Annotated in this window: 17 protein-coding genes; 7 read left to right on the top strand and 10 right to left on the bottom strand. The window is 39.8% G+C overall.

The window, feature by feature from the left end; translation table 11 throughout:
- Window positions 1-169: 169 nt before the first annotated feature.
- Together sufD and sufC are read right to left on the bottom strand one after the other, a co-directional pair.
- Window positions 170-1,486 carry a Fe-S cluster assembly protein SufD gene (gene sufD / locus ABD985_RS02555; RefSeq protein WP_345368937.1) on the bottom strand — a complete coding sequence of 439 codons (1,317 nt, stop codon included), beginning with the start codon at window positions 1,484-1,486 and terminating at the stop codon, window positions 170-172.
- A gap of 10 nt (window positions 1,487-1,496) precedes the next feature.
- Entirely contained in the window at window positions 1,497-2,261 is a 765-nt protein-coding gene (sufC, locus tag ABD985_RS02550) for a Fe-S cluster assembly ATPase SufC (RefSeq protein WP_345368935.1), read from the bottom strand.
- A 368-nt stretch (window positions 2,262-2,629) separates the two neighbouring features.
- On the opposite strand from sufC, the gene ABD985_RS02545 reads away from it, so the two are divergent.
- The 3 genes from ABD985_RS02545 to ABD985_RS02535 all read left to right on the top strand — a co-directional run bounded on the left by ABD985_RS02545 (window position 2,630) and on the right by ABD985_RS02535 (window position 6,484).
- The gene (locus ABD985_RS02545; RefSeq protein ID WP_345368933.1) at window positions 2,630-3,730 is read left to right on the top strand and encodes a leucine-rich repeat domain-containing protein; all 1,101 of its coding nucleotides are present in this window, start codon (window positions 2,630-2,632) and stop codon (window positions 3,728-3,730) included.
- A gap of 91 nt (window positions 3,731-3,821) precedes the next feature.
- Entirely contained in the window at window positions 3,822-5,165 is a 1,344-nt protein-coding gene (gene purB, locus ABD985_RS02540) for an adenylosuccinate lyase (RefSeq protein WP_345368932.1), read from the top strand.
- 413 nt (window positions 5,166-5,578) lie between these two features.
- Entirely contained in the window at window positions 5,579-6,484 is a 906-nt protein-coding gene (locus ABD985_RS02535; protein WP_345368930.1) for a DMT family transporter, read from the top strand.
- A gap of 132 nt (window positions 6,485-6,616) precedes the next feature.
- Here the strand turns inward: ABD985_RS02535 and ABD985_RS02530 are convergent, their stop codons facing one another.
- From ABD985_RS02530 to ABD985_RS02500, 7 genes are all read right to left on the bottom strand, one after another.
- Complete coding sequence (locus ABD985_RS02530; RefSeq protein WP_345368928.1) at window positions 6,617-7,543, bottom strand: alpha/beta hydrolase; 927 nt, start codon at window positions 7,541-7,543, stop codon at window positions 6,617-6,619.
- A gap of 87 nt (window positions 7,544-7,630) precedes the next feature.
- The gene (locus ABD985_RS02525) at window positions 7,631-8,017 is read right to left on the bottom strand and encodes a DUF302 domain-containing protein (RefSeq protein ID WP_345368926.1); all 387 of its coding nucleotides are present in this window, start codon (window positions 8,015-8,017) and stop codon (window positions 7,631-7,633) included.
- A gap of 174 nt (window positions 8,018-8,191) precedes the next feature.
- Complete coding sequence (locus ABD985_RS02520; protein ID WP_345368924.1) at window positions 8,192-9,145, bottom strand: mechanosensitive ion channel family protein; 954 nt, start codon at window positions 9,143-9,145, stop codon at window positions 8,192-8,194.
- A 315-nt stretch (window positions 9,146-9,460) separates the two neighbouring features.
- Complete coding sequence (locus ABD985_RS02515; RefSeq protein WP_345368922.1) at window positions 9,461-11,815, bottom strand: DUF2309 domain-containing protein; 2,355 nt, start codon at window positions 11,813-11,815, stop codon at window positions 9,461-9,463.
- Complete coding sequence (locus ABD985_RS02510; RefSeq protein ID WP_345368920.1) at window positions 11,812-13,341, bottom strand: proton-conducting transporter transmembrane domain-containing protein; 1,530 nt, start codon at window positions 13,339-13,341, stop codon at window positions 11,812-11,814. Before ABD985_RS02510 ends, ABD985_RS02515 begins: the two co-directional genes overlap by 4 nt.
- A gap of 496 nt (window positions 13,342-13,837) precedes the next feature.
- Window positions 13,838-16,510, bottom strand: a complete 2,673-nt coding sequence (locus ABD985_RS02505) for a calcium-translocating P-type ATPase, PMCA-type (RefSeq protein ID WP_345368919.1) — start codon at window positions 16,508-16,510, stop codon at window positions 13,838-13,840.
- Between the two features lie 489 nt (window positions 16,511-16,999).
- The gene (locus ABD985_RS02500; RefSeq protein WP_345369027.1) at window positions 17,000-17,869 is read right to left on the bottom strand and encodes a sterol desaturase family protein; all 870 of its coding nucleotides are present in this window, start codon (window positions 17,867-17,869) and stop codon (window positions 17,000-17,002) included.
- Between the two features lie 255 nt (window positions 17,870-18,124).
- On the opposite strand from ABD985_RS02500, the gene ABD985_RS02495 reads away from it, so the two are divergent.
- Together ABD985_RS02495 and ABD985_RS02490 are read left to right on the top strand one after the other, a co-directional pair.
- Window positions 18,125-19,156 carry a DUF4856 domain-containing protein gene (locus ABD985_RS02495; RefSeq protein WP_345368918.1) on the top strand — a complete coding sequence of 344 codons (1,032 nt, stop codon included), beginning with the start codon at window positions 18,125-18,127 and terminating at the stop codon, window positions 19,154-19,156.
- Between the two features lie 158 nt (window positions 19,157-19,314).
- Window positions 19,315-19,857: an acyl-CoA thioesterase gene (locus tag ABD985_RS02490; protein WP_345368917.1), complete on the top strand. Its 543-nt coding sequence runs from the start codon at window positions 19,315-19,317 to the stop codon at window positions 19,855-19,857.
- A 96-nt stretch (window positions 19,858-19,953) separates the two neighbouring features.
- Here the strand turns inward: ABD985_RS02490 and ABD985_RS02485 are convergent, their stop codons facing one another.
- Window positions 19,954-20,097, bottom strand: a complete 144-nt coding sequence (locus ABD985_RS02485; RefSeq protein ID WP_345368916.1) for a hypothetical protein — start codon at window positions 20,095-20,097, stop codon at window positions 19,954-19,956.
- A 54-nt stretch (window positions 20,098-20,151) separates the two neighbouring features.
- On the opposite strand from ABD985_RS02485, the gene ABD985_RS02480 reads away from it, so the two are divergent.
- Both ABD985_RS02480 and ABD985_RS02475 read left to right on the top strand, forming a co-directional pair.
- Window positions 20,152-21,129, top strand: coding sequence for a hypothetical protein (locus ABD985_RS02480; protein WP_345368914.1), 978 nt, complete (start codon window positions 20,152-20,154; stop codon window positions 21,127-21,129).
- Window positions 21,130-21,792: 663 nt separating this feature from the next.
- Window positions 21,793-22,401, top strand: coding sequence for a toxin-antitoxin system YwqK family antitoxin (locus ABD985_RS02475; protein WP_345368912.1), 609 nt, complete (start codon window positions 21,793-21,795; stop codon window positions 22,399-22,401).
- Window positions 22,402-22,879: the final 478 nt, after the last annotated feature.

The raw sequence follows: 22,879 nt of genomic DNA, 5'->3' as shown, positions 1-22,879 counted from the left end.
ATAGAAATGAATAGGGGTGTAGCAGATACTCAATAAATTTATAGCTAAGTGCTGTTTTCAAAGGGTTTAAGTAAAAAGGAGAAAGGATAATAATCATCCTTTCTCCTTTATTTATTTGGAAGTAGTACTACCCCTTTATTTCCTGCCAGAAGGCTTAGTGCTTAAATCACTAGTCCAAGTCGTAGTTCAAACGCTTCGCAATGATACGTTCGATATAACTCTTCAGTGCAGGTACTTTTACTTTCTCTAATACGTCTCCAGCAAAGGCAAACATCAAAAGAGCTCTGGCTTTATCCTCAGAGATACCTCTAGCTCTTAGGTAGAACATAGGCTCTTCATCCAATGCACCTACCGTACATCCGTGAGAACAGCTTACGTCATCTGCCCAGATCTCTAGTTGTGGCTTGGTGTCACAGTTGGCTTGATCAGACATCAAGATATTTTTGTTGGACTGGAATGCGTTGGTTTTCTGAGCGCCCTCTCTTACGAAGATCTTGCCATTGAAAACTCCCGTCGATTGTCCATCCAAAATACCTTTGTAAAGCTCGTTACTGTTCGAGTTAGGTTTCTTGTGGTCTACAGCAGTGTGGTTGTCTACATGTGTTTTACCATTCAGAATGTAAAGGCCATTCATGTGGTTCTCACAATGCTCACCCAAAGCGATATTCAGATTGTTTCTGATCAATCCACCGCTAACCGTGATGACTGTGTTGTTGTAAACACTTCTGTCAGATTGCTCAACAGCAGTAGTAGATACCTGCATCGCGTTAGTCTCATCGTTCTGGATCTTGTAGTGATCAACAATAGCGTTAGGTGCTACAAAAACCTCAGAAACAGCATTAATGAAAGCAGTGTGCTCCTCACCAATGGTTTGGCTGTTCTCGATGAACGTAAACTGTGCATTCTCTTCTACAACTACCAAGTTGCGAGGTTGTGAAATCGTATCAGCAGTGTTGGTATCTACCACATATAGTGCATATACAGGTGTTTCTACAGCAACACTTTTAGGAACGTGGATAAATACACCTTCCTCCGCAAAAGCAGTGTTCAGGGCCGGGAAAGACTCTTCTTCTACCTTAGCATAGGCACCGAAATGTTTTTCAACTACTTCCGTGTGTGATTTAACCGCTTCGCTCAATGGTGCAATGACCATCTTGCCTGTTTCCTTGATGTTGGATAGATCAGCACGGTATTGCCCGTTGACAAATACCAATACATGTGCTTCCAGATCCTTGATCAACTCTAACTGCTCTGCAGTAATTGCACTATTGCCACCAAACTGATAGTTTTTAGAGATCAGCTTCTTGACATTAGTATATTTCCACTCTTCGTGCTTGATGGACGGGAAGTCCATTTCGCTGAATGCTTCCGCTGCGGAACGACGCTTGCTAGCGATTTCTCCTTCCGCTTCAAAAGCTTCTGCAATATTTTCAAGATGCGATAGTGCGTCATTTTTTAACGCTGCATCTACATAAAACTTACTCATAGTGTCAGGCTTATTTAGACTCTTTTTCTTCAACTTCTTTAATGATCCAGTCGTATCCTTTCTCTTCTAGCTCAAGTGCAAGTTCTTTAGTGCCAGATTTTACGATCTTACCTTTGTACAATACGTGTACGAAGTCAGGAACGATGTAGTCAAGAAGTCTTTGGTAGTGTGTTACAACGATGAACGAACGCTCTCCGTCTCTAAGGGCATTAACGCCGTTAGCTACGACCTTCAATGCATCAATGTCCAATCCTGAGTCAGTCTCATCCAAGATTGCCAATTGTGGCTGAAGCATCGCCATATGGAAAATCTCGTTACGTTTCTTCTCACCACCTGAGAAACCTTCGTTCAAGGCACGGCCCATTAATGATTGATCGATGTTTACGATCTTCATTTTTTCTTTCATTTCCTTAAGGAATGTTACCGCATCGAATGGTTCTTCACCTCTTGCCTTACGGATCTCATTTACAGCCGTTTTAAGGAAGTTGGTATTGCTTACCCCTGGAATTTCTACAGGGTACTGGAACGCAAGGAACAATCCTTTCTGAGCTCTCTCCTCAGGAGACATTTCCAACAATTCTTCTCCCAAGAATTCTACATCTCCTCCGTTTACTTCATAGTCCTCCTTACCGGCAAGTACGGAAGCTAAGGTACTTTTTCCAGAACCGTTAGGTCCCATGATGGCATGTACTTCACCCGGTTTAACTTCTAGATTAATTCCTTTAAGAATCTGTTTGTCTTCAATGGACGCCTGTAAATTATTGATCTTCAGCATTCTATTTATATGTATGAAAGTTGATGATTTTCATTAAGCTATATCTGCTTATTTAAGCATTTGACTTCTCTACCCTTGAAAAGGCAGTTTTATAACCTTTTTAAGAACAGATTGTTCTATCGGAGGGCAAATTTATTTAGAATTTTTTCAAATAAAAATAATCATCACTTCTTTCCTTGTCTAATTTCCTGTGAAAGGAGCAATATTTTCTAAGTATAGGGGTTAAGGAAAATAGGACTAATAATAGGCAATTTTTCCCTTTTTATATATTTTAGGGGTAAAGGGCTTAATATTTGTCTAGTAATGGTGAATACTAGCCAATGATTAATAGTTGTTCCTGTACCAACGAAAATACTAACAATTAAAAAATGAGATACAAGAATATTTTATTACTGTTTGCCTTTTCTTTGTTGCCTTGGACACTTTCTGCAAAAGACGGAGTGTCGATGGATTGGTGGAGTGGTTTGAGCAAAGAATGGAAAGATGTTTTCAGAAATGAGATAGGGTTTATGGGCATGGGCATCTCTGCGGATGGCCTTCAGCAAATTGGAGCCCTAAAGACGATCAACTGTGCAGGGATTGATGACTTTGGAGAAAACCGCAATATCCACTCTCTGGAGCCATTGAAGGCTTTACCTTATCTGGAAGAAGTAGATTGCTCTTATGCAATGATTAAAGACCTGACTCCTCTGCAGTCTCTAAAGCGATTGAAGAAGCTTAATCTGGCTTATTGCCCTATTTCGGATATTTCAGCTTTGGCAACAGTGACTTCTTTAGAGCGATTGTTTCTTTCGGGTACTTCCGTAAAGTCGATCGCAGTCTTGGAGGAATTGGAGAACCTGAAAGAGATTGATTTATTTGAGAATAAGCAGTTTAATGATTGGGAGTCTATCGCCCTATTTGATGATCTGGAGGTACTTTCTTTGGATGATACCAACTTAAAAGATATCAGCTTTATCCGAAAGATGAGGGATTTACGTACGCTTAAGATCTCCTATACTAAAGTGGAGGACCTTTCTCCGTTGAAGAAGCTTAAGAATCTAGAGCAATTGCAAATGCAAAAGATTCCAGCAGAGGATATTTCAGCCTTGAGTCGCCTTAAAAAACTTCAATACCTGAGTATGAATAGTTGTAAAGGGATTACAGATTTGTCTCCTTTGGAAGATCTTACTCATCTGGAACATCTATTTATTTCGTTTACAGGAGTAACAGACTTATCGCCTCTGGCTAGTCATAAAACCTTAAAAGAACTTACGTTTTCCTCTACAAGGGTACAGGACATTACTCCTCTGTCAAAGTTACCTTCTTTGAGTATTTTAATCTTTACCGATTCTAAGGTGACTTCTGTAGCAGCAGCTGGCGCAATGCCTTCATTGACGGTACTTTATTTCAGAGATTCTAAGGTGCCAGAAGACAGTATTAGAGCCTTTCAGGAAAAATACCCTAAGATTGAAACGGACTTCTTTTAGGCAGTAAATAAAAAATACTTATTTTTGCAGCGCAAAGGCCTGAGGCATTCAGGCCTTTTTTAATTAAAAGAACTTAAATCAATTATTGGTTATGTTGTTGAACGATCTAACTGCGATCTCACCAATTGACGGCAGATACAGAAGCAAAACTTCTGATCTAGCTGCGTATTATTCAGAATTTGCTTTGATCCGCTACCGTGTTTGGGTAGAGATAGAGTATTTTATTGCACTGTGTGAATTGCCACTTCCACAGCTTGAAAACTTCGATAAGTCGTTGTATCCATCCCTAAGAGAGGTATATGAGAACTTCTCAGAAGAGGATGCGATGAAAGTGAAAGCGTTTGAGAAAGTGACAAACCACGATGTGAAGTCTGTGGAATACTTTATCAAAGAAAAGTTCGACAACTTTAATATCAGTGAGTATAAAGAGTTTATCCACTTCGGATTGACTTCTCAGGACGTAAACAACACGTCTATTCCATTGTCTCTGAAAATGGGTAATGAGGAAGTAATGTTCCCAATGATTGAGGAGGTAGTGAACAAGATTGATACTTTGGCAGAGGAGTGGGCAAACATTCCTATGTTGGCTTTGACACACGGACAGCCAGCTTCTCCTACACGTATCGGTAAGGAGATGAAAGTATTTGTTTATCGTCTTCAGGAGCAAATCAAGCAATTGAAAGCCGTTCCTTACTCTGCGAAATTTGGTGGAGCAACAGGTAACTTCAACGCACACAAGGTGGCTTATCCTCAGAACGACTGGGTAGCCTTCGGTAACGACTTTGTAGATAATACGCTAGGATTGAAGCGTTCTCAGTATACAACTCAGATCGAGAACTATGATAATCTGGCGGCAATGTTTGATGCTTACAAGCGTATCAACACGATTTTGATCGATATGTCCAGAGATATCTGGCAATACGTTTCTATGAAGTACTTCAAGCAGAAGATCAACAAGAACGAGGTAGGATCTTCCGCAATGCCACATAAAGTCAACCCAATCGACTTTGAGAACGCAGAAGGTAACTTGGGTATTGCGAACGCTATCTTTGAACACTTGTCGTTCAAATTGCCAATCTCTCGTCTACAAAGAGATTTGACAGATTCTACGGTATTGAGAAACGTAGGAGTGCCAATGGGACACGTAGTGATCGCATTGCAGTCATTGTTGAAAGGCTTGAACAAATTGGAGCTTTCTGAAGCACAATTGAAGAGCGATTTGGAAGATAACTGGGCAGTAACTGCCGAGGCAATCCAAACGATCCTAAGAAGAGAGGGATACCCTCAGCCATACGAGGCATTGAAAGGGTTGACTAGAAAGAACGAAGCAATCACAGAGCAGTCGATTCAGGAGTTTATTGAGACTCTTGAAGTTTCTGATGATATCAAAGCTGAGTTGAAGCAAATCACGCCATATAACTATACTGGAGTTTAATTTCTGGAACATATAGTTGCTAATAGATGAAACATGAGTCACCCCATATTAACATTTAAGGGGTGACTCATATTTTTTTCTTTAAAAAGTGCCTTTATATACTTAAAAACGGCCTTGAAGAATTGCCGTTAAAATTTCTAATCGCAAAAGCGTTAAGAAAATTCCATTGTTTGAGCGCAGCGAGTTTGGAATTTTTAGCTTTTGCGATTAGAAATTAGGCAAATTCTTCAAAGCCTTGATTTTTTTGCTTCGTTTTTTCATCAAGGAAAAAATGAAGAAGCTCATAAAGGGCTTGTGAGATAACTGTAAAGTGATGAATTCTCAGAAAGCTAAGCCATTTGTTAATATGGGATGATTCATGTTTTTTTTGATACCTTGCCACTATTATCACTGAATCAACAATTATTTAGACTATGAAAACATTGGCGCCATCCAAAAAGCCAGTCATCACGAATAAAGTGCAGGCAGTATTATTACTGCTTTTGTTGTCTTTGATCTGGGGGAGCTCTTTTATTCTGATAAAAAAGAGTCTGCTAGCCTTTACTCCCCTGGAGGTAGGTACTGGAAGAGTATTTTTTGGCTTTACAGGAATTATCCTGATTGGCATGAAGGAACTAAGACAGATTCCTTTGAAAACATGGAAGCATATTGTCGTGGCAGGATTGATAGGCAATCTTTTTCCGGCATTGTTATTTGCGGTAGCGGTAACAGGTTTGGAAAGCTCTGTGACGGGCATTTTGAATGCAATGACACCTCTATTCACCTTTGTATTGGGCGTATTATTTTTCCAGTATAAATTTCAATGGAAGCAACTGTATGGGTTGATGATTGCATTGGCGGGTACACTGCTGATCTCCTTTATTAATGCTAATGGGAATATAGGCAGCTTTAATGAGTATGCTTTGCTGGTGATTTTAGCGACCGTCTTATATGCGATCAATGGACATTATATCAAAAAATACCTGTCAGAGATGCCTTCCGTGAGGGTATCGGTAGGGATTATGTCTACGATAGGTATTCCGATGTTTTTTGTTCTATTGTTCTCAGGTTTTTTTAGCAAGGTTGGGACACATCCAGAAGGAGTATCCTCCTTGGTCTACCTGATGATCTTAGGATGTGTGGGAACGGGTTTTGCTGTGTTGATATTCAATTACTTGATTAAGATTGCCCCAGTGGTGTTTGTGAGTACAGTTACTTTCCTGATTCCTATTGTTGCTTTGGCATGGGGATATTTGGACAATGAGGCTTTTTCGGTGTGGCATATGGGATGTATGCTGATGATCTTGTCAGGGGTATACCTGGTCAACCGCTTTAGTTAAGGTTTTGTTCATGATGTTTAATTGTAGTTACTGCGTAACTACGTTCATAATGTTTAGTTGTTATCTTTCCGATAAACCAAACAACTAAACATTATGAACGAGCGAAGCTCAACTAAACATCATGAACAAAAACTACTTTCCTAGTAAGAAAATTAGAGGGACATGCAGTCGCTCTTTCCATGCTTCCTCACTATGATTCTTCCCCGGATAATAACGTGTCATCCAAGTTTTTTTATCATATCCATGCGAGCGCATGATCTTGTCAACTTCTTTTTGGATTGGAGGATAGAACCTGTCCAATGTTTCATCTCCACAATCAAAATAGATTTTTCTGTTTTGTGCAGGAGGGAGGTTCTCTTTTAGATAATCTTGAAAGGCTTTGGGAATAGGATTGTTTTTATCTGTAAAGGTACCAATCCAGTGGGTAGATAAGCATGCAGCTCCTCCAAACACAGAAGGGTATTCACAGAAGGCATACATGGATATCAGTCCTCCCATACTGCTTCCTGCAATAAATGTATGCTTTTTGTCTGTGTGAACGGCATACGTTTGGTCAATCAAAGGTTTAAGTTCTGTAACGATAAACTTCAGGTAGCGATCGGAGATAGGTTCAAATTCGTTTTCCTGAGTCCTTCCTGCTTGCTTCAATTGACTTAATACACTATCTCTTTCCACCTCGGAAAGGTGTTCATAAGGCTTTTCCGGAAAGTAATTTTGATGTCTAAGTTGGGGACCAGGATTCCATATCCCTACGACAATAAAATCCTTAACCTTTCCTTCTTTCATTAATTTAGCACCTATATCATCTACGTCCCAGGCTTGCCCATTCCATGTGGTGCTAGAGTCATACAACATCTGCCCGTCATGCATATAGAGTACAGAAAACTTCTTTTTGCCATCATAGTGTTCTGGAAGCCATACATCAATATTTCTGGGAGTAACCAAATGAGAGGGGAAGTGTTCTATGCGTTCAATCTTACCAGAACTAGCTTGTTGTGTTGTTTGTGAAAAAGATACGATAGAAGTAAAGAATAATAGAAGTGGTAGTAATATTTTCATAACTAAATGTTAAGCCTAAAAGTAATACTATAAAGGTATGGATATTTTCTTGTGATGAAGAATGATTCCGGTCATTACCGATAACCGTTATAGTTGAGCAATAACCCTTTTAAGCTTTTCCCTTACTTCTCCGGCAATATGCTCTAGTTTTGGATTTTCAATGGACATCATCGATGCTGCAGGATCGACCGCAGCTACTTCAATACCACCATCGACTTCTTGCACAATTACATTACAAGGAAGCATGGTGCCAATTTTATTTTCTTCCTGTAATGCTTCGAATGCAAAGGAAGGGTTACAAGCTCCAAGAATGGTATAAGGGGGAATATCCTTTTCCAGTTTTTTCTTCATAGTGGCTTGCATGTCAATTGTGGTGAGTACACCAAAGCCTTCTGTCTTTAGTGCTTCTGTGACTTTTTCAATGGCATCTGAGAAGGAGGTGTTGCGAATGATCGTTTCTTGGTAATACTTCATGGGTTGTTTGATTTTTTTTATCTTGAGGATAAAGGATAAAGGATAAAGGATAAAGGATAAAGGATAAAGGATAAAGGATAAAGGATAAAGGATAAAGATAGCACAGGGCATCGCCCTGTGTAAAAGTAACCCCGAGAACTAAACATCACAAACAGCTGTAGGTATAACAGGAAATTAAGAAGTAACTTCCTGTCGTGCTTGATTAATCTGTAGCTCCAGCGGAGAAGTTTTCTCTCCCCAATATACAGTAGTATGTGGGAAAGGAATCTCAATATTATGCTCATCAAAGGCTACTTTAAGGCGCTTACGATACTCTCTACCTACTTCCCATTGCATGATAGGTTTAGTTTTAAGGCGAGCTTTGATCACCAGCGCACTATCGGCAAACTTATCCAAGCCAAAGATCTCGATAGGCTCCAGAATCTTGGGGCCAAATTCAGTATCGTTTCTAAGCTCTTCCCCAATCTCTCGCATAATTTCCATCACCTGAGAGACATCTTCTTTATAGGCAACACCAATATCAAAAACCATAGCAGACCAGTCTTTGGTCATATTGGCCAATGTATTGATTTTACCATTCTGGAAGACATGAACTACTCCTGAGAAATCACGCATAGTGATCGTTCTAAGCTCAATTTTTTCCACTAATCCACCTGTTCCATTAATGATGGCCACATCCCCTGTTCGGACTTGGTTTTCGAGTAGGATAAAGAATCCGGAGATCATGTCCCTAACCAGTTCTTTAGCACCGAAACCTACAGCAAGTCCTACAATACCCGCACTGGTAAGAATAGGGGTAATATCTACGCCAAAACGTTGAAGCATCATCATAAGGTAGGTAGAAACCAAGATGATTTTGATGACACCATGAATAATATTGGTAAGTGTATTGATCCGTTTTTCGGATTCTTCTGCTTCTGCAGTACTATGTTGCTTATAAGTGTTTTTTAGAAATACGCCTTTTAGACGTTCTACAAAAAAGTTGATAAAGCGTAAAGCAATGAATATACCGATCGTCATTAATACAATTACGGGAAGATCAGTGATCACCCAGTTCTGTATTTTTTCTAAGAAATTGGCAATAACTTCCGCTTTAAATACCCCTTTGAGGGTTGAAATAAATTCCATAGTTGGTAGTAAAGTTTATTTTTTAGTAGATCCAAAAGAAATAAACAAACAACTACCATCAAAAGTTTTGTTCATGATGTTGAATTGGGCTTTGCCCGTTCATGGTGTTTAGTTGAAATATTAAACTTTAGTGGCAAGTTGCTTCATTGAAAATTAATACACTTGACAAGTAGTTCAGTAGGCTTTTTTACTCATAGACGATTAACCGTGATAAACTCTAATATATCACTTAAATCAATGAGCGAAGCTCAATTAAATACTTCAACTAAACACCATGAACGGGCGAAGCCTAATTCAACATCATGAACAAAAAGGTTAAGATTTTGCTCGTACGGTAATAGCCGACACATTCGCCCATTCAACCTCTTTGCTATAAGGGAATAGCTTATTTTCAGCAGTAGGGTCCATGACCATCAAGTGAATCCATTGGTTGTGCAATAAACGTTGCAGGGCTTCACTCTCATTGATAATCTTGATCACTCGTTCCCTTGGTGCCTGAATGCATACCGTTAACCTTAGGGGCTGGTGGTACATTTCGTCATCTGACTTCATTATAGACTGTAATGGAAGGCCAATTTTTAGGTCACCATTATTTCCTTGTACTACCCCAAATTTACCCGTTACATTATGGATGACCTTGGTTCCTCCTCCGAATACGTCGTTGTCAACGGTAGCGAAGTAATAATGGTTATTGATCCATTGTGTAACGACCATTGGTCCATTCATGATGGCTGTTAAGGCCTTGCCTTCAGGGTCTCTTTGCCAGTCATAAGAGTGCATAAAACAACGACCATCCAGATGCATATGCTCTGTTAGTTCACGAGGAGCGACAATGAAACCGGCATTGTTGGCGAGTCCCCATTCAGGTCTGGTCTCTGACCAGTCATTGGCTTTTTGCAGTACTTGCTGTATGCTTTGCTCCGGAGTATTGCGCATACGTTCTGCTGTAGCCGTAGCCTGTGCTTTTTGCAGGTCATTCTTAAGCTGCTGAAGCAATGGCTGATGAGAGGCAGGTACCTCCTCATCAAAGAGCGTGATGGCATCTGTAGTGGTATTGTGCTCTCCTCCTACGAAGAAGGTGTTGGCAGGGATTTCGATGCCATATTCTTCTGACAATACAGCCCTTACTTCAGGTTCATTGGAAAGGTAAGCTAAGGTACGGGCATTATGCCTTCCGGGACTGGCAGCACAAGCACCACAGTCGAGACTGGAGCCAAAAGGGTTGTTGCTGGTATGACTTCCATGCCCTACAAAGGCTACTAAGGGAGCAAAATGCTTCCATCCCATTAACTCAAAACCTCCTTTAACCAAAGCGGCTTTCTCGGCAAGAGAGATCTCTTGTCCTATCATACCTTCTTTGTTCTTATAAGTAAGTACAGGACGGCAGTTCGCCTCATAAGCAGGTGTTGTTTTTTGGTTTTTTACGTATAGATTCTTGGAGAAGAAGGTCTTTGCCAATAGAGACCATCCATAGTATACACCTGCTCCTTCTACAAAGCCAAAAGCAGCTGGAAGGATATTCTTCATACTTTTGAAAAGTTTCTTGCGAGAAGCTTTTCTTCGGGTATACTTACGATAGTTTGTTAAGGCTTTTGCATCAGGACTTTTGGGAGTTTCCTTGACCTTGTAGGTAGACTCTAGAATAGGAGGACAAGAAAGGCGACTTTGAGTAGACTCAAAGGTTTCATAATCCATAGGAATGCCAAAGAATCCGGCATACCCAAAGGTTTCATAATTTCCTTTCTCTTCAATATGTCTTCGAATAGGCTCTGAGCGAGTATCGATACAGAATACCATTTGTACATCGACAGGGAGAATTTCCCTTGCATTTTTACCACTCTCCTTAACCGCTTTTTTCAAGGCAGTTCCTAAGGTTTGTTGCCATGTTTTTTCCCAAGCAGTTAACCAAACCTTTTGTAGGGAAATCTTGTGCTCATCCTCTGCCTTTTTGAAGCTAGGTAGTAAGGCATATCCCATTTGTTTCGCTATAATCAATCTTACCGCCAGGTAATCAGCGAGTGTGATCGGATAGCGTTGTTGCCATTCGGAGGCCGATTCCATTCGGTACTTGATATACCCTGTCCATCCGGGAAGGCAAGCCATATGGAACTTAAAAATATCAGTATAGCTATCTGTAGGATATCCTTCCAGCATGGTTTGAATCGCTGTCAGACTATCTTCTGGAAGCTTCTTCAAGCTGTGGTCATTTTTAAGCTCATGATCGTAGGGAGCTAAGGCTTTCCAAGCACCGTAAAACCCTTTCTCTTTTCCTGGAATAGTCCACTCTCCTAATCCCTCATCCATAAATACCGATAGCCATTTGACCATCAGTCGGTCCACTTCATGATAAGGGTTCGTCTGTATATTTTCTTTCCAGTTAAGCATTTCTTCCAGATAGTATTCTGGACTCTGGAACATCATCTGAGTGGCCAGCTCTTCTTTGATGAGGTTACGGTCAATATATCCTTTATCCCAGGCTTGCTGATAGAAGTGAGGAGAAGGGTAGCCATTGCCACCCAAAAGTGTTTTTGCTTCTTTTACTGCCTCATCAAAGGGTAGGTTTTCGTACCCAGAAAGTGGATTGGAGGTGACAAAAGAATACAGGGGCCATGCTTTAGCTGTTAAAGCGGATGCCTTGGCAATACTGGTTTTTATTTTGTTCTCAATCATGATCTGGATTTTTTAAAAGCGGTAACAGTAAGAGATGCAGGTTGCGACATATTTAAAAACAAGACGTATAATCTCGGAAAGTGCAGATACCATCTGAATTGCATACTTAAAAATCCGAGCAGGTATACGCCTGCAATAAGATAGTGCTGCAGTTCAAGGGCCACAGGTTGGTTTACCAAAGGCATATCTCCCATCAATGTGGTTACCCCATTATACATTAATGCATACAGGATAATAGCTGGAATAACCAAAACAGGTAAGGCTATCAGCTTGTAGGTAAAGTTGACATTCTTCTCGTTCAGGATATATTGTGTTGTTTGTGTTACAGTAAGGGCGACGATAAAAGTGAGGAATAGTCCGCTATCCAATGCTGTACCTTTGCCAGTGATCAAGGCAAATAAAACCCCTCCAATTATACCGGATAATAAAAGAACGGGGAGGTGTAGCCAGCGGAATACAATAGGCTTTTTGTCAAATGGCTGTGTTCTTTCGATCTCTGAGCCTGCAGAGAAAAACAAGTAGGCTTTATAGCACCCGTGAAGGAGTAGGTGAGCAATAGCGGCATTAAAAAAGCCTAGTCCACATTGTGCCACCATAAAACTCATTTGGGCTACAGTGGAGCAGGCTAGCTTTTGCTTGACACTACTTTGGATCAGTTTCCAGAATTGCGCCAGAATAGCACCTATAGCCCCAAACATAAACAAGAAGGGTAGAAAACCAGCCTTGACGATCAAGGGAGCAAATAAGGTAAAGAGAATTCCCGCTGCATTGACAAAGCCTGCGTGCATCAATGCCGAAGATGGTGTAGGGGCCGTCATGGCGGAGATCAACCATTTGTGGAAAGGAAATAAGGCGGATTGTATCAAGCCTGCAATGACAATTAAGGTAGTGGCCCCAAGGGTGAGTAGCGAAAGGTCTTGTTCCGCTAGTGCCAGTAAATCAGGGAGGTAAGTCGTGCGTGTTTCTTCCCAAAGCAATAGAAGACCTAACGCCAGAAGAATACTACTTCCGGAGAAGTATTTTAAGCTTAAGATGGAAGCTTGCTTACCTTCTTCCCAATGTTTTACACTTCCGATCAATCTGGACATGATTCCCCCCATCAACATCCAGGAAATCCCCATTAATACAATGTTTTGGGAAGCAACGAAGAGCATTACTGAAAAGGTGAAGGCGCTACATTTCAGCATGAAAGAAGTGTAGTAGCGAAACCCTGTCATATACTTCAGAGCATATCGGTGTACGAGCCCGCTGAAGAAGGTGATGCCACTCCACATCATCAGGGTAAAAGGGTTGATACGGATAAGGCGGAAGAGATCCCATCCTTGACTGTTATGGAAGGTAAGGGTATAGACTAATCCGAGTACACTAAGGAAAAATATCCCCCATATCATACCCATTAAGCTACGTCCGAGTAATTGTTCGTTTGTGTTTGTTTTTTTAGTAGCATAAGGAGGGGTTTCCGGTCCTCCCGCAGTAGCAATCCGTGTATCATTTAGTTGGTACATCGTATTGTTTTTAGAATGCATAACATCTAACGTTATAAGTTGAAATTGGTGTTGGTTACATAGGGACACACCCTAACTATTAAGGCAAAGGTGTTAAAATTGATTCATAAGTTTTTATTTATAAAAATTATAAAAAATATAAATTTAACTTATGTTAAGGTGTAAAGGGTTGATTATTAAAGGATAAAGGATGTGAATGTGGGCCCTTGCGTCACGCGAGGGCCCACGAACCAATGAGGGTGTTATTAGTTCTAACTACTAGTCCTAGCGTCCTCGCTAGGACTTTAAACATTATTTGAGCGTCCACGCTCAAACGGGAGCATTACATGTCGTGCGAGATGCTCCCATTATGTTTTGGTCTTTGCGTCCTCGCAAAGACCAGTGTCTACTATTCCATTAAGTTGACGGCATTGTGTGTCACGAAAGGGCCTACATTTTATCATTAGAATAGAAAATAACTTTTATGAATAGGCCCTGATAGTTATTGTTACTCATCCATATATGTAATAGCTTCCTATTACCTATTACCTATTACCTTTTTAATTAAATCGACAGGAATAATACTTCCGGCAATCAAAAAAATCATACCCCATTCTGAGGGCATCAAAGGAGTGGTACGCAGGATGCTTCCTCCTATATAAGTAAAGGTTACCTGAAGGATAATGATTAATCCCATAATCATCAGAAACATACGGTTCTTGCCAATGTTCTCTAGTAGATTGAGCTTGTGGGTACGTATATTGAAGGCATTGAAAATAATAAGGAAAACAAATACATTGAAAAAGGCGGTCATAAAGACTGTGGAGCTTGTATTGCTTTCACGCTGAAATAGCTCTTTGAAGAAGTCGAGGTTTAGGAAAAGTAAGGAAACGATAACGATGTAAAGTCCTCCTGTAAAAATCGTCTGTTTCATATCTCTGGATAAGATAGAAGCTTCCCGATCAATGGGCTTTTCCTGCATATAACGCTTCAAGGCTGGCTCACTGCCAAAGGCCATGGCCGCTAGGGTATCCATAATGATATTGATCCATAAGATCTGTATGATCGTCAAGGGAGCATCAATACCAAAGAACTGACTTAGGAAAATGGTGAGTACGGCAGCAACATTGACAGTAAGCTGAAAGACAATAAACTTCTGGATGGATTTATAAATGGTACGTCCATACCGCACGGCATTGGTAATGGACTGAAAGTTATCGTCCAGAATAACAATATCTCCGGCTTCTTTTGCTACTTCTGAGCCGCTGCCCATGGCAAAGCCCACATCAGCATGCTTGAGGGCAGGGGAGTCGTTGACACCATCTCCGGTCATTCCTGCTACATCGCCTATTTTCTTGGCAATACGTACTAGCCTACTCTTGTCGGTAGGGAGAGCCCTGGCAACGACCTTTAGGTTGGGAAGCATCTTCTCAAGTTCCTCATCAGAAAGTTGTTGTAGATCGGAAGAGTTCAAGACAATATCTTTGGGACTGTTAATTAGTCCGATTTCTTTAGCGATGGCTTGAGCGGTTCCCTTTCGGTCTCCGGTGATCATCACGACATGTATTCCGGCATCTAAAGCTTGTTGTACAGCTGTAGCAGATTCTTTCCTTAGATCATCACGGATACCGATTACACCTATTAGAATGAGTTCATTAGGCAGTTGCTCATTAGTATCGATAGAAGCTTTACTGACAGCAAGTGCAATCAACCGGATACCTTTGTCGGCAAGTTCATCGGTTTTAGCGAGCAGGATATCTTTACTTTCTAGAGGAATGACTTCTCCTTGCTCATTAAAGGTATATTGACATTCCGCAAGAAGAATCTCTGTGGCGCCTTTTAGAAAGGTGACCTGTTCCTGCCCAAAAAGTTTGGGAAAGGCTTCAGCAGCGGTTGCTTCGGTAGCGGAGAATTTTCGACTACTATTAAAACGGATTTGTTGGACCACTGTATGTGTTTTATATGCTATCCTTTCTTCTTTGGTAATAAAACCTGCGAGTGCTCGCTCAGAAGTATTTCCTCCGATAGTTTCTCCTTCTTCCGAAATTACGGTGTAGCTATTTTCCAGAATAGCTGTTTTGGCTAATAAGCGTAAAGGATCAGGAATTTGCTCATACCCTTCATAGGTATGGGTGTCGTGGGTAATAAAGTATTGGGCTTCCATTTGCCCTTTGGTCAATGTCCCCGTTTTATCGGAGAATAGTAGTGTTAGGCTTCCGGCGGTCTCTATCCCCAGTAGCTTGCGCACTAGGACTTTTTCTTTGAGCATCTTACGCATATTGAGGGAAAGGACCAGAGCAATCATCATCGGCAATCCTTCCGGTACCGCTGCGACAATAATAATAATGGCTAGAACAATGGCATGCATCCCATCTGTCAGTACCATAGTCCAGTCCGAGAAGTAAGTAGCGATTAGCTCAGGATCGAACTCTTGGGCTATGACACTCTTCTTAAACATAAAGGAAAAGGCAATGACGATAGCCCCTATATATCCTAGTTTACTGATCAGGTGGGCGAGCTTTTCGAGTTTCAGTTGTAGGGGAGAGAGACGCTCTTCTTTCATTCCTAGTTCACGGGTAAGTTGCCCGTAAAAGGTATTCATACCTACGGCATCCACCAGCATAATCCCTTCTCCGTCATCAATGGTAGCGCCTCGGTAGAGGTAGTGAGGGTCATTGAAGTCTTGTTCCTTGGGCGTGTAATCTGCCGAAGTGCTTTTTTTGGATACTCCTTCCGATTCGCCATTAAGGGAAGCTTGGTTGACCTTAAGGAAACCGTCGATTAATATTCCTTCTGCAGGAATCATTGCTCCAGATTGGAGTAATATATAATCTCCCTTGACGACTTCTTCTATGTTAATATTTTGAATATGCCCATCCCGAAATACGTTTACGGCGATTTGGGAAGCTTCTTGCTGTAACGCTTGAAAGGAACTTTCGTTTTTGTATTCTGAAAAAGTGGAGACCAATACCGCTAGGGCTACAGCGGTGGCAATTGCCAGCGCTTCAAACCATTCGGTTAGCCCAAAGAAGGAAAGGGTCAGGATTAAGATCAGTGCGACACAAAGAATAATGATAATGGGATCCCGAAAGTTGTCTAGAAGCTTCTTCCAAAAGCTTTCCGTCTCAATTTGCTGTAGTTTGTTACTCCCAAATTGCTGGCGATGTAGCAGAACAGTTTCTTGGTTTAGTCCTTTGTAGTTGTATTGCATGTGTGGTGTTGATTTGGTAGAGTAGTTCTTATTTGGGTAAACGGGTATATGAAAAGAGGGTTACGCCATAATTGTGAGCCAGGTCACTAGTTATTATTGATTGTTATCTGTAGAGCCGTCTTACCAAGGAGGCTAAGCACGATGAAAGAGGAACAATACAATTATATACTAGTATAAAAAATATAGGAAATTCATACAGCTTCTTGAGAGCCATTCGAATAGAATAATTATAAAATATATTTATATATTAAATCAAATATATAAATAAAAATATATAAACTGAAATTCCTTTATTTGTAAGCATCAGGAAGGTATTAATCGATTGTGTGATGGCAATTTAATTAATACAACAGTCATGATAACTATTTGGAATGTATGACATCCTAAGTCTTTAAAAAAATCCATAACCTTTGTGATAGTCCTCTTTGGACTGTACTAATTCCGTAAATAAGAAAACCCACCGGAGCTTCCGATGGGTTTTTTCATGAACTACTTTTTAAATGGTTCTGCCATTTGTCCCATAAAATCTTCCGGGTAAGTTTCATCCTCTTCAAACCCAAGCTCAATGTCTTTTCCATCTTTGGGAATTACCGCAGTACCAAACAAATAGTCCCATATGCTTAATGAAATCCCGAAGTTGATACCGTAGGGGTGGGTTTCAGGCATTTCCTTGGCATGATGCCAGATATGCATCTTAGGGTTATTCAGGATATATTTCAATGGACCATAGCTCCAGTTGAGATTGGCGTGATTTAAATGGCCTATCAGTACGGTAATGATATGTACGATAAAGAAGTCCTGTATTCCGAAACCAATCATGGCTAATGGAATATACTGTATGGTTTTATAGACGATGGTTTCCATCCAATGGAAGCGAAGGTGTGCCGCAAAGCCCATTTCTTTTACGGAGTGATGTAACTTATGAAATTCCCATAGCCAAGGTACTCGATGCAATAAGCGGTGAGTATTCCATTGTATAAAGTCAGCAATCAAAAACATCACGAATAGTTGTACCCAGGAAGGCAGGGCTTGCACCTCTAAGGCGACAAGATTTTCTATTCCCAATTGCCCAAGGAGTTGATTGAAGAGTTCAACCCCTACATTGGAGAGGGCGTTATATCCAATCAAGGAAAAAAGGAAAAAGTTGAAAAACATATAGAAACCATCTAACCAAAAATCTCTTCGTATTGGCTTTTGGTATTTTCTCCAAGGAATGACTACTTCTAATCCCCAAACCAATACGGACAAACCCAGCAGCCAATAAAAGTAATTATGGACCTGTGGATGTGTGATTTCGTAGACTAAGTAGTTCCAGTAACCTGTATAAGCGTCACCGATTGTTTTTAAATATTGCATGATATAATTGAACTATTGATGGATGCAAAAATAAACAAGCTGAATTATATCTGTGTGATAAGTGTCACCTTTTTATGATGATAGTCATAGATAGGGTATGACGAACATCATGCTTAACCCTTCTTAAGGCCAGTTATTTTTGCATTCATAATTTTTTTTATAAAAATGGAACTTTTTATTTGGATTAATTCTATATAGCCTATACCTTTGAATCGCTATTTGAAATCAATCTAAATAAACTTAATAATAAACAGATAAATGAACTTCAACTCTATCATCAAGCGCGCATCCATTGCACTACTAGCAGTTTCACTATACTCATGTAATGGAGAGGAGATGGATACGGTTAAAACAACCTATGATTTTGAGAATGTTTCTTATTCTGGACAGACAGCTAGAATCCAGATGTTGGACTCTCTATCTAAAACGATTAAGGCAGGAACGTTGATTAACGTAACAGCAGATCAGCTTTCTTCTATTTATGAAAATACTTCTGGTGAGCTATTCGGGTCATCTAAAGACCTGAAAAGTAAAACATTCCCTGGAGCAGTTGCAGCGATCGAAGAGCAGTTCGATATCGTGGAAGCAATCAGTGGCGATGAGCAATATGTGATTGGTGGTCGTCTATATAATGCAGAGGGTGTTGAGCCAGCACAAATCGTAGAAAAAGGCTTGATGGGCTCAGTATTATACTATCAGGCAGTAACGGTTTACTTGGGTGAGGAGAAAATGGATGTTGATAATGAGACGGTAGAAGAAGGAAAAGGTACGGCCATGCAACACCACTGGGATGAGGCATTTGGTTACTTCGGTGCTCCTACTGATTTCTTGAACGAGTCTACTGAAGGAACAGTATGGTTCTGGGCAAAATATGCCAATGGTAGAAAAGACGTGATGGACTTCAGCACGCCAATCTTCAATGCATTTATCGCAGGTAGACAAGCGATCAACGATAAGGACTATGAGGAAAGAGATCGTCAGATTGCAATCATCAAAGAGAACTGGGAAAAGGTAATTGCAGCAACGACAATCCATTATGTGAATGCTTCTATTGCAGATATCGCAGCGGAGGATATGGGTGCATTCTACCACCACTGGTCAGAGGCAAAAGCATTTGCAGATGCATTCCTTTATAATATCGATAGAAAGATTTCTACAGAAGAAATGGATCAGTTGGCAACATTGCTTGGTGATGTACCAGCAGATGCAACGACAGAAGATCTACAAGCAGTAAACACTTTACTACAAGAAGTATTTGGTTTTACAGCGGACGAAGTAGCGCAGTTCTAAGAAATTAGTTATACTGATATATAGAAAAGGGAAGTAGCCGAAAGGTTACTTCCCTTTTTTGTTTGGGTATGTATAATAGGTTTGTAGTCAAGTTATGACAGATGCATTGTCTGAAGTTGTTATATTTGACTGAAACATTAAACTAAACAAAACATAGAATGGAATTTAAAAAGATTGAAGATTCTCAATTAGAAATGACCCAATTAATGTTGCCTTCTCATTCCAATTTTAGCGGCTTTATCCACGGAGGTTACATATTGAGTTTAATGGATCAGGCAGCTTTTGCCTGTGCTTCTAAGCATTCTGGGCATTATTGTGTTACTGCATCCGTAAATAAGGTGGATTTTTTAAATCCGATTGAAGTAGGAGACTTACTTCGATTGAAGGCCTCGATCAATTACACAGGAAGAACCTCTATGGTGGTAGGACTGAGAGTGGAATCAGAGAATATCAAAACGGGAGTGATCAAGCATTGCAACTCTTCTTACTTTACGATGGTCGCAAAAGGGGAGGATGGTAAAAGTACAAAAGTACCCGGACTGATTTTGAATACGGAAACAAGTGTTCGGAGGTTTGCTAGAAGTATCATCCGTCAACAACAGGCCAAAGAGAGAAAAGAAAATTTTCATGACTCTGAGTTTAGGATAGAAGATAATCTGCAGCATTTAAAGGGGCAGAATGCCATCGTCGAAATAGGATAATCATACTAGTGGACTGATTGCTAAGTAAACTTATAACTGAGAGCTACTTTCAAACAATTGAAGGATCAAGGAAGAAGGATTATTATCCAGAGACTCCTATACCTTTATCCTTCTTCTTTCCTCCTTTATCCATTTGAATGCAGTCCCTTTATTTCCATCAGAAAACTTAGCGTTTAGACCACTAGATTTATAGTTCTTGGCACCAATAAACAGGTAAATTGATTGTATAGTAAAATCCATAGATCAAAATGACTTAATTAAATTTATAAGTGGAGGATATTAAACAATGAAATTATGCGACTTGTAAAAATTTTTGGATTGCTGTATAGTCTTTTGCTATTAGGTTATGGGTGTACTACAGATCCAAAGCATAGTCAAGAAACACAGGCTGTTAAAGGAACAGAAGATCATGGTATTATAGGGTATTACGTCTCTGCTGATTATGACAAGCGGCAGGCAGGGTATGATTGGGTTGCAGTTCGTGTGATGCAAAAAGATAGTACATCTTTGAAGGTTTCAGTACGTTCCAGAGCAGATCGAAAAAAGCCTACCTGTACATTTGATGCCCCTATTTTTCCTATTGAGGATAGTCTATATGAAGCAAGAGTAAATGATAAAACAATTCTCTTTCATTTCACAAAAGAGCAGCTGACTATCGATGCCAAAGAGAAAGGGGATGAAGAGATTCTACAGTTTTACTGTTCAGGAGGAGGAACGATAGGTGGTCAGTACACAAAGCTTCAAGAGCCTATTGATAGTACTCAGATTGATCAAACACAATTCAGTAAGCATTTAAACTTACAGGGAGTTGATTTTAATGTTAAGTCCTTATCAAAGGAAGGGGTGCAGCAGTTAGAGATTATGACAGCTGGATTGCCCAACTCCTTTCAAGAAACGATGGCCATTGAAAATCAAGAGGTGGTTGCCGCTGAGGTTGAGGACTTAAATTCGGATGGATCTCCTGAGTTACTCGTTTTTACGGTAGCAAAAGGGCCCAATGAGGAGGCAATGGTATATGCTTTTTCAGTAAATAATGGTCAGTCAATGAGCAGTGTCTATTTTGAGCCGACTAAGCAGAATATGAAAGTCAACGAAGGGTATGAGGGGCACGATGAGTTTGCTGTGGTAGAAAACCGTTTGGTGCAGCGTTTTCCCATTTACAATCAAGGGAAGCTCACAGGAACGATCAAGCAAATCAGCTATCGTTTAAAAGACGGAGAAAGCTCTCGGATGTTTGTTGTGGATCAAGTGGTTGAGTATGAGGTGGAGTAGTATATTAATCGCCAAAAATAGAGAAGACTTCCAGAATGACTTTAAAAATAGCGTAGAAAAACTCAAAAATAGTGAAGACAAAGTCGAATAACTCCAGAAAGCTTTTTAATGAGTCAAGAATAACATTGAAGGAGTTTTTCAAGTAAGTCAAAAAAGAGGGTAATGGGTTCACAGTTTAATGGTTTTAAAGTTGAATGAGGACATTTAGTTTGTCAATTATACAAAAAAGAACACTCCTTTTAAGGTGTTTCCATTTTATTCTTCATTGAAATTTTCGATGGGTGCTATACCATAGTTGATACAAGCTTGTAGCTGTGCTAACTTCCTCTGTAGATTGCATTAACTATCAGGTATAAGTGAAGTTATCAATCGTCCAAGCTCATTTATGGATTTAATCGCAGGGAAGTACTTCTGGAGTAAGGTCAGGTAGAAGACTCTTATATTCCCCCACATGTTAAAAGTAGTGCTGGTCTCATGTCCTCTTCAAATATGGTGCAAAGATCACTTGTTGGGCAAGTATATAAATCAAGTAACTCAAGTTAAAAACAGAGACTGTATTTATTAAAAGATCTCAAGCAACAATTTTACCTTATATTGAAAGCAATCAGGATTTGCAAATAATGTATCAACTTGACGCTTTGAAAGTTCAACAAAGTTATAACTATGAATAAATACAATTATATTCTGATCATTCTTCTTACTTTTTTATGTTTTGTCAGCTGCAATTCTTTTAACACAAAAAACAAAGAAATTAGAAGTATAGATGATCTAGAACTTATTAATGATCACTTTTACCTTAATGGGCAAAAGTTCAATGGAATTATACAGGTTAATGCAGATAGCGGAGGCATTATTTTATCAGAAACTGTTGATGGTAAAGATCAAGGAAAGTATAAAGAATATAGCGAAGATGGTAGCCTTTTAACTGAGGCTAATCAGAAAGATGGCTATTTTCACGGTAAAATGACTGTTTATCATGAAAATGGAAGTAAGGCCTTTGAAGCAGTGTATAAAAACGGTAATTTGAATGGGAAATATATAGAATGGTATAATACTGATGAAGTAAAAGTAAAAACCACTTATAAAAATAATCTTGAAAATGGTCCTTATGTCCTTCAGGCTAAATCCGGAGATATTTTACTTAAAGGTAAAATGGAAGATGGTTTAAGAGAAGGTGAGTGGTATGAAACCACATTACAATTACCAGTTTACATTATAAATAAATATCATAAAGGGGAAGTTATAGGGGAATCTAAGAAGTATAAAAAATAATACCCGTTCACACACAGTATCTCTGAATAGACAATATCAATGGAAGGTTAGCTATATTTGCTGACCTTTCATTTTTTATATAAGTATTTTGGTGTAAGGAGCTCAGTCCTATCAATCCTTTTCAATCTAATGTCAAATCCCATTTATGGATGCCATGTAATGGGATAATTAATCTTAGCGGTGGTTTTTTAACCCATCGACTGCGTAAGAATAGTAGTTATTAAAAGGTGAATAATGAATATCAAAAATTAGGATGATGATTGTTTTTATTGATTTGTAGACGCACCCGACGGGGGTGCGTTCACGAACCATACAGTTTGTGTTTAATAATCACGATTGAAAATATGATTCGATTATTTCCAATAAACCGATAGATCGGTGCACACCTAGAGAAGATCACCCCCGTGGGGTGATCCTAGTTTGCCCCGCATGCAAACATATCTGGCAGCTTGCAAGAAAGCTGTGCCGCCTAATCGGA

Origin of the sequence: Algivirga pacifica (assembly GCF_039543525.1) — a bacterium.
GTDB classification, from domain to species: Bacteria; Bacteroidota; Bacteroidia; order Cytophagales; family Flammeovirgaceae; genus Algivirga; species Algivirga pacifica.
This window is presented reverse-complemented; position numbering and strand designations above follow the sequence as displayed.

What these genes read in the sequence shown, in the direction of transcription:
- sufD (WP_345368937.1), bottom strand. Translation starts at nt 1,486, where the DNA reads ATGAGTAAGTTTTATGTAGATGCAGCGTTAAAAAATGACGCACTATCG.
- sufC (WP_345368935.1), bottom strand. Translation starts at nt 2,261, where the DNA reads ATGCTGAAGATCAATAATTTACAGGCGTCCATTGAAGACAAACAGATT.
- ABD985_RS02545 (WP_345368933.1), top strand. Translation starts at nt 2,630, where the DNA reads ATGAGATACAAGAATATTTTATTACTGTTTGCCTTTTCTTTGTTGCCT.
- purB (WP_345368932.1), top strand. Translation starts at nt 3,822, where the DNA reads ATGTTGTTGAACGATCTAACTGCGATCTCACCAATTGACGGCAGATAC.
- ABD985_RS02535 (WP_345368930.1), top strand. Translation starts at nt 5,579, where the DNA reads ATGAAAACATTGGCGCCATCCAAAAAGCCAGTCATCACGAATAAAGTG.
- ABD985_RS02530 (WP_345368928.1), bottom strand. Translation starts at nt 7,543, where the DNA reads ATGAAAATATTACTACCACTTCTATTATTCTTTACTTCTATCGTATCT.
- ABD985_RS02525 (WP_345368926.1), bottom strand. Translation starts at nt 8,017, where the DNA reads ATGAAGTATTACCAAGAAACGATCATTCGCAACACCTCCTTCTCAGAT.
- ABD985_RS02520 (WP_345368924.1), bottom strand. Translation starts at nt 9,145, where the DNA reads ATGGAATTTATTTCAACCCTCAAAGGGGTATTTAAAGCGGAAGTTATT.
- ABD985_RS02515 (WP_345368922.1), bottom strand. Translation starts at nt 11,815, where the DNA reads ATGATTGAGAACAAAATAAAAACCAGTATTGCCAAGGCATCCGCTTTA.
- ABD985_RS02510 (WP_345368920.1), bottom strand. Translation starts at nt 13,341, where the DNA reads ATGCATTCTAAAAACAATACGATGTACCAACTAAATGATACACGGATT.
- ABD985_RS02505 (WP_345368919.1), bottom strand. Translation starts at nt 16,510, where the DNA reads ATGCAATACAACTACAAAGGACTAAACCAAGAAACTGTTCTGCTACAT.
- ABD985_RS02495 (WP_345368918.1), top strand. Translation starts at nt 18,125, where the DNA reads ATGAACTTCAACTCTATCATCAAGCGCGCATCCATTGCACTACTAGCA.
- ABD985_RS02490 (WP_345368917.1), top strand. Translation starts at nt 19,315, where the DNA reads ATGGAATTTAAAAAGATTGAAGATTCTCAATTAGAAATGACCCAATTA.
- ABD985_RS02485 (WP_345368916.1), bottom strand. Translation starts at nt 20,097, where the DNA reads ATGGATTTTACTATACAATCAATTTACCTGTTTATTGGTGCCAAGAAC.
- ABD985_RS02480 (WP_345368914.1), top strand. Translation starts at nt 20,152, where the DNA reads ATGCGACTTGTAAAAATTTTTGGATTGCTGTATAGTCTTTTGCTATTA.
- ABD985_RS02475 (WP_345368912.1), top strand. Translation starts at nt 21,793, where the DNA reads ATGAATAAATACAATTATATTCTGATCATTCTTCTTACTTTTTTATGT.